Here is a 5513-nt window from a genome sequence, read left to right as displayed (position 1 = left end):
AAGTGTCCCCCATGCTCCTTAATGAACAAGTCAAAAGCAATATACTTAATGGCAATAAAAGCCTCTCTTCACTTTTTCCCTCGCTCACTTTCCCCTCGCTCACTTTTTTCCCTCGCTCACTTTTTCCCCTCGCTCACTTTCCCCTCGCTCACATCGTATAATATGACGGGCGCTCCTTTCTGCTCAACCTCTTCTTCTAATTGCCGTATCATTTTGTTCAACTGACGGGTCACGATAAAACGCATAATAAAAACAATCGGTAAGAATAAAAAAGTACAGGCAAGCATCCATGCCAGTGGCTCGAATACGACAAGAGAAACAAAGTCCTGCCCTCTCCATATCTTAACGACAACAGTTATAACTATTGGAGCAGTCGCCATGACCGTAGAAAGATAGAATATTTTTTTATAGTCTTGCCAAACAAGAGAAAGCTGCTTTTTATCAAACATTCTGCTGCTTTTTATTTTGGGGAGATCTGTTTTAAGGCAATATCACGTTCATTCAGCACGCATTTCAGTTCCTTTTTCACGCGACAATAAAGCCGCGCACGCTTGATAAACAGGTAATAAATGACAACGATTGGCGCCCACATTAAAACACTTAAGAGCGTAAAGAACAGGAAAGAAATGGCTATTAATGTTATAAGACTACTCGTCATTTTGCCCCCCTTCCACGTTCTGCATACGAATTGCCTGATCGCGTTGTTGTATTGCTTCTTTCAATTGTTGAAGCATTTTGTTCAATTTTCTCGTTAACTTTATGCACATGATTCCAATGATCGGAAAAAAGAGAAGAAGCCCAAACCATAGAAGGCTCAACAGCTGCATGATAACGCCGACCATATCGCTCTTCCACCATACCAAATTTGCGACAGAGAAAGCAGATTGTAAAACAGAAAAGAGAATAAGGATAAAAAGAATTATTTTACATTCTTTTGAATAAAGAGGCAGAGATTCTTTGAAGTTAAGAAAGCGCATTGTCGCATCAAGGGTCTTATGGGCGAGATTGTGTCTTTTCATTTCTCCCAGATCATTACGCAATTGTTGTATGGCTTGCTTTTTTTGCGTTGTACTCTTTTTCAAGTCTTGAGCGAGTTTAAAAGATAACCTGATATGTTTGATCAACCGGTAAGGAAGCCGGATCATAACCATAAACATTACAATGGCAATGATGGTGACCCCTAAAAAAGCCAAAAATTTTATAACAATAGTCACTTGTTTCCCCTATCGCATTGATGTGAAATCATCATTTTTATTCTCTTCTCAAACAAACATTTCTAATTCCTTCACTGTTTTTTTCACGCCATAATGAAGGAGATTATGGAAGATTAAAATGACAGGTAAAGAAACAACAATACACGCACAAAACCAAAACAGCAGCTGCACGCCAAAAACGCCAACCTTAAACAATAGAGGCATATAATTGTGTAAAAAAATCGCAGATTTTGGAAAAAAAGCAAAAAAAGCGAGCAAAACTGCGAAAACCACAATCACAATGCAGGCTATCGAAACGATGATAAAATAATCTTTTCTTGAAAGTTCCAAAGATTCTTTAAAAGAAAGGGAGCTGAGCTCTGTTGCAAAAACTGTATTTTGTCCTATGCTGACTTTCTGATTATACCCCAAATTCTGCAATGCACCCTTTTTTAATTTCCGCCGCATCCCACACAACAATATTGTCCGTTTTATCAAAGAATAATAAAGTACCAAGATTGTCATCAGAGTAGAAAAAAGTATCATGATCTCCCCGAAAAACATGACAGTACTCCACCATACTGTGGTAAAAATTACAAAAGTACTTATAAAAGAAGCAGCCACTTGTTTCCCTATTGTGTTCTGTTGAGAAATTGGTTGTCTAGTTGTTGCTGCTCTGGCAATGTATCCCACAGATTCATCATTTCCTTCACCTCCCGTTTAGAGATAGCGTTAAAGACAAAAAAGAGTGGAAAGAACACCACAAGAACACCAAAAATCATTTGCGGCAAAAGACATAAAAAAGCCCAAACACTATTCCATCCCGCATCACGCAAAAACACGATTGCAGGATTATTTTCAAAAGGCTGTTTCAAGATCTCTTTAATCATTTTTCGAAGATCTCCTTGTTCCATTTGTCCCAGTGCTTGAAACTGTTCTTTGGATATAACGTGAAAAAACTCCAAAGGATTCATATAGACAGTCGCGGCAAAAAGCACCAACAAGAGGATAGCCAAACACAAAATGATGACGTAATCTTTTCTTGAGAGAGCCGTCCATTTTTTGAAAACCGCACACTGATTCAACACGGGCTGTGACGCAAAAGCCGTATTTCCCTTATGGGCAAATTGGTGTTGTGATTTATCTTCGATCATACGGATATTTTCTCACTTCTAACATGCCCACTCACTCTTTGAAAACATGCAACCAGCAAAACCGGTTTATCTAGCACTCTTCTCACCATGAAACACGCGCTATAAGACCCTTTAAGTCTATTTTTAAAATTTCTCATACGTGACAACATACAATCCCTAAGCCTCACAAGCACAAATGCCATTGTATCCTCTTATCTATTACCCACACTTCAAAAGACAATGTTTCACAAAACTCAACAAGCAAAAATATTCAATCTAAGAAATATCTGATGTGTAAAGTTTACAAACAATACACTGATTTATAACAATTTATTGTTTTTCATATTAAATGAGAACCCTAAATACCGTAGGATTGTCTTATTCCAAGCCTATTCCATATTAAATCGATCCAAACCATGTCTCTTGCGCGTTACAAGCAGAAAGAGCCGTATAGAGTAAAACATTAAGAAAGGATGATAAATGCCTCTAAGGAAGCGTCTCAAATGCCAAGAGCTGTCCGCAACAATGAGAGCTGGCAAAATGTGTGATGCTATAGACTTTCTTCTTTACAAGTGTAAAAACGGAAGTGTTCAATAGATTTTATATTATTCAAACTTTATATGGATTTCATTGGGGACTTTATCGTTGTGCCCTTCATGAGCACCCTTGCGAAATGGGCAAAAGAGAGCCCTAAGACATACCTCTTTAAAAAGCAACATAAAAACAAAGTCAAACACGCAACCGATTATCCAGTATGAAAAGCGTGCAACAAACAACCTTAATCCTCATTTGAAAGCTTCTTAATCAAAAAGGCTTCATTTTAAAAATCCTTCATTAAAGATGAAACATTTCACAGCCCCCACATTGATACAGCCCCTACATTCATCAAGGCATCTCCTATAAAAGCATCTTTTTATAAAGGCACTTTCTTCTTATAAAAACAGCTTCTTTCGATAATGCATTCCGTCCTTTAAACGACATCCCCTCGTCTTATGATGAGATCCATTAAAACGGAAAATTTATACTCTATAAAGGATACTTACAAAGGAAATACTAAACCAAATAGCGGGATCATTCACAGTTTATTTTAAGCCAATAAATGATATTTTATTTGAAAACATAGGGCATCTTATGCTATTATAATAGAATGTGGAGGTTTGCTTTTTGCCGCTCTCTGCCACTCAACAGAAGACAATATATCTCTTATAAAGGATAAAAGTATGCTTAACAGCGTGATGTATATCAAATATCTTGGGAAAGCGCCCAACAACAAAAAATAAGAGAACCCAAATAACAAGCTCCCAACTTAAGAAAACAATGACCTTTCAAAAGTGGAATTGAAAAATTTCCACAAAGCGCTCGTGAAAAAAGAGACAAATAATCCCATTAGAAAAAACTTCCTATTAGAAAGACGATGACATGCCCTTGAAATCCATTCTTATTTTTTCATTCACATTTGACAAAAATTTTCCTTCAATTTCTCAAGAACAGTTAAGAAATATTTAGAAAGCAAATAATCCGCTAGCAATAAAAAAATAAGCATAATAGGTGCGGAAAATAAGACTGATAGGGATAAGATAAAAATAGTAAGAAACACCTTAAAGATGATTTTTTCGCCCCACACCGTTGCTTTTCTTTGCATTAAAACGCCTTTAGTATCGTTTGTTTTTTGATCTGCAACGGCTGATATTTCCCACAGTATTTGCTCCCTCCCCCTTAAGTATTTGCTCCCCCAATATTTGCGCCAAGTGCTTTTTACATCACTGTCCCCCATCAACAGACAGTTTCTTTTTCATTCAAATGGTTAAGTTCATGAAAATACGTAAAAAACGCGGTAGATCAAAAATAACAGGAAAGCAAGAGCCCAAAGGCCGTATTTCACGTGCCCAAAGCTCCAGCGAATCTGGGCTTCAATCTGCGATTGAAATGCGTGCCAAACACTTTGGTTTAAGCCTCGAAGAAGCGAAAAATCCGCTTGTCGGAACCTATATTGGGCGTCTTTGTTTGCTTGGCTATAAAGAGGCTTCATCAGGCATCAGTAAAGAGCAATATGACACGGCGCAACAATACTTGCAAATTAGAAACGACTATTTATGTGCAAAAGGTTTACCAAACGGTTATTATGATGGTTTTACGCACAGCGCATCAGATGAGAAAGCAAAAAAGCAATGGATCCAAAGAGCAACGGAACACTATGAAGCTATGCAAGAAGCGATTAAAGAAGCACAATATCTACATCGTCAACACAACTTTCATGCGGCATTACACTATCTTGTTATAGAAGATCAACCGCTGCCTAATCTTGTTGGCTCGTTGCGTATTATTCTTGATGCCCTTTATAAACATTTTGACAGTTCTACCCAAAAGAGCCTTGGCTAAAACACCCATCATTTCCTCCCCCTCACAGGATAAAGATTCTCCCCCTCCTTTTATAACATGCCTCTTTATAACCAGCGCCTTTATAAAGCCCCCCTTTGGCAGGGTGCTCTTGAGAACCTCTGAGCTTGCCCTTTCATAGAATTTCATGAGATTGACAAGCTTAAAGCGCACAACAAACAAGCTTAAAAATATCCACCACGTTCTTTAAAAAATACTTCAACTGTCAAAGAGACTTAACCTTATACCTACCAGTGCCTCACTTAATCCATGCCTCAAAGGACAATATTTCACGGCATATTCACGGCATGGACAAGATAAATATTGCCCCCTCTTTAAAAAACAGCAACATTCTTCCCTCTACCTCCATTGTAACAAACCACCCTCATCATACACTTCACCCAATATCGCGACATCCTTAGCTCTTCAGACAATTCATTATCGTCATTTTACGTCTTTTCTTGTACAATTCTATATGGCTCTTCTGATCTTCTGACGGACAAGAGCTATGGCTTTTATTTCAGCATAATCTGGATTTCTCATTCAAGATAAATAATGATAAAATATTCACTATAAATCAATAACTTATCATTAAAATAACCCGTTATTTTTTGACACAATTAAAAGCATCATCCCTTAAACGAAAGAAAAAGCCCCTACCAACAATCTCCTCCCTCATCAACAACTGCACCGATAACCCTCCCATCACACCACCACTAATACGACAGCCTGCACAGCCCTAATTACCCCCACAAATCGCCAACACCTAAAGCTTTGCCCCCGCAACACCTTCCAACCACCGCCTTCCCAA

General features: G+C 38.0%; 6 protein-coding genes. 1 reads left to right on the top strand and 5 read right to left on the bottom strand.

All coding sequences use genetic code 11. The features are described from left to right. Positions 1-116: 116 nt before the first annotated feature. From ACFINA_RS03230 to ACFINA_RS03210, 5 genes are all read right to left on the bottom strand, one after another. Entirely contained in the window at positions 117-449 is a 333-nt protein-coding gene (locus tag ACFINA_RS03230) for a hypothetical protein (RefSeq protein WP_375615060.1), read from the bottom strand. 11 nt (positions 450-460) lie between these two features. Further along, a complete protein-coding gene (locus tag ACFINA_RS03225; RefSeq protein ID WP_375610225.1) occupies positions 461-658 on the bottom strand; it encodes a hypothetical protein in 198 nt (65 codons plus the stop codon). Next, positions 648-1214, bottom strand: a complete 567-nt coding sequence (locus tag ACFINA_RS03220) for a hypothetical protein (RefSeq protein ID WP_375615059.1) — start codon at positions 1212-1214, stop codon at positions 648-650. The genes ACFINA_RS03225 and ACFINA_RS03220 overlap by 11 nt, the downstream gene beginning before the upstream one ends. A 48-nt stretch (positions 1215-1262) precedes the next feature. Next, positions 1263-1739 (bottom strand): hypothetical protein, encoded by a 477-nt coding sequence (locus ACFINA_RS03215; protein WP_375615058.1) that lies wholly within the window; start codon positions 1737-1739, stop codon positions 1263-1265. Between the two features lie 86 nt (positions 1740-1825). After that, positions 1826-2347, bottom strand: a complete 522-nt coding sequence (locus ACFINA_RS03210; RefSeq protein WP_375606482.1) for a hypothetical protein — start codon at positions 2345-2347, stop codon at positions 1826-1828. Positions 2348-4138: 1791 nt separating this feature from the next. Between ACFINA_RS03210 and ACFINA_RS03205 the strand changes: the two genes are divergently transcribed. After that, positions 4139-4705 (top strand): hypothetical protein, encoded by a 567-nt coding sequence (locus ACFINA_RS03205; RefSeq protein ID WP_375606483.1) that lies wholly within the window; start codon positions 4139-4141, stop codon positions 4703-4705. The last annotated feature ends 808 nt before the right edge of the window (positions 4706-5513 follow it).

This window comes from Bartonella sp. AC10YNML, assembly GCF_042196825.1.
Classification (GTDB): Bacteria; Pseudomonadota; Alphaproteobacteria; order Rhizobiales; family Rhizobiaceae; genus Bartonella.
Note: the sequence above shows the minus strand (reverse complement) of the source record. Positions and strands in the feature narration are given on the sequence as shown.

Coding starts and splice junctions, on each gene's coding strand:
- ACFINA_RS03230 (WP_375615060.1), bottom strand. CDS start 449: ATGTTTGATAAAAAGCAGCTTTCTCTTGTTTGGCAAGACTATAAAAAA.
- ACFINA_RS03205 (WP_375606483.1), top strand. CDS start 4,139: ATGAAAATACGTAAAAAACGCGGTAGATCAAAAATAACAGGAAAGCAA.
- ACFINA_RS03225 (WP_375610225.1), bottom strand. CDS start 658: ATGACGAGTAGTCTTATAACATTAATAGCCATTTCTTTCCTGTTCTTT.
- ACFINA_RS03215 (WP_375615058.1), bottom strand. CDS start 1,739: ATGATACTTTTTTCTACTCTGATGACAATCTTGGTACTTTATTATTCT.
- ACFINA_RS03210 (WP_375606482.1), bottom strand. CDS start 2,347: ATGATCGAAGATAAATCACAACACCAATTTGCCCATAAGGGAAATACG.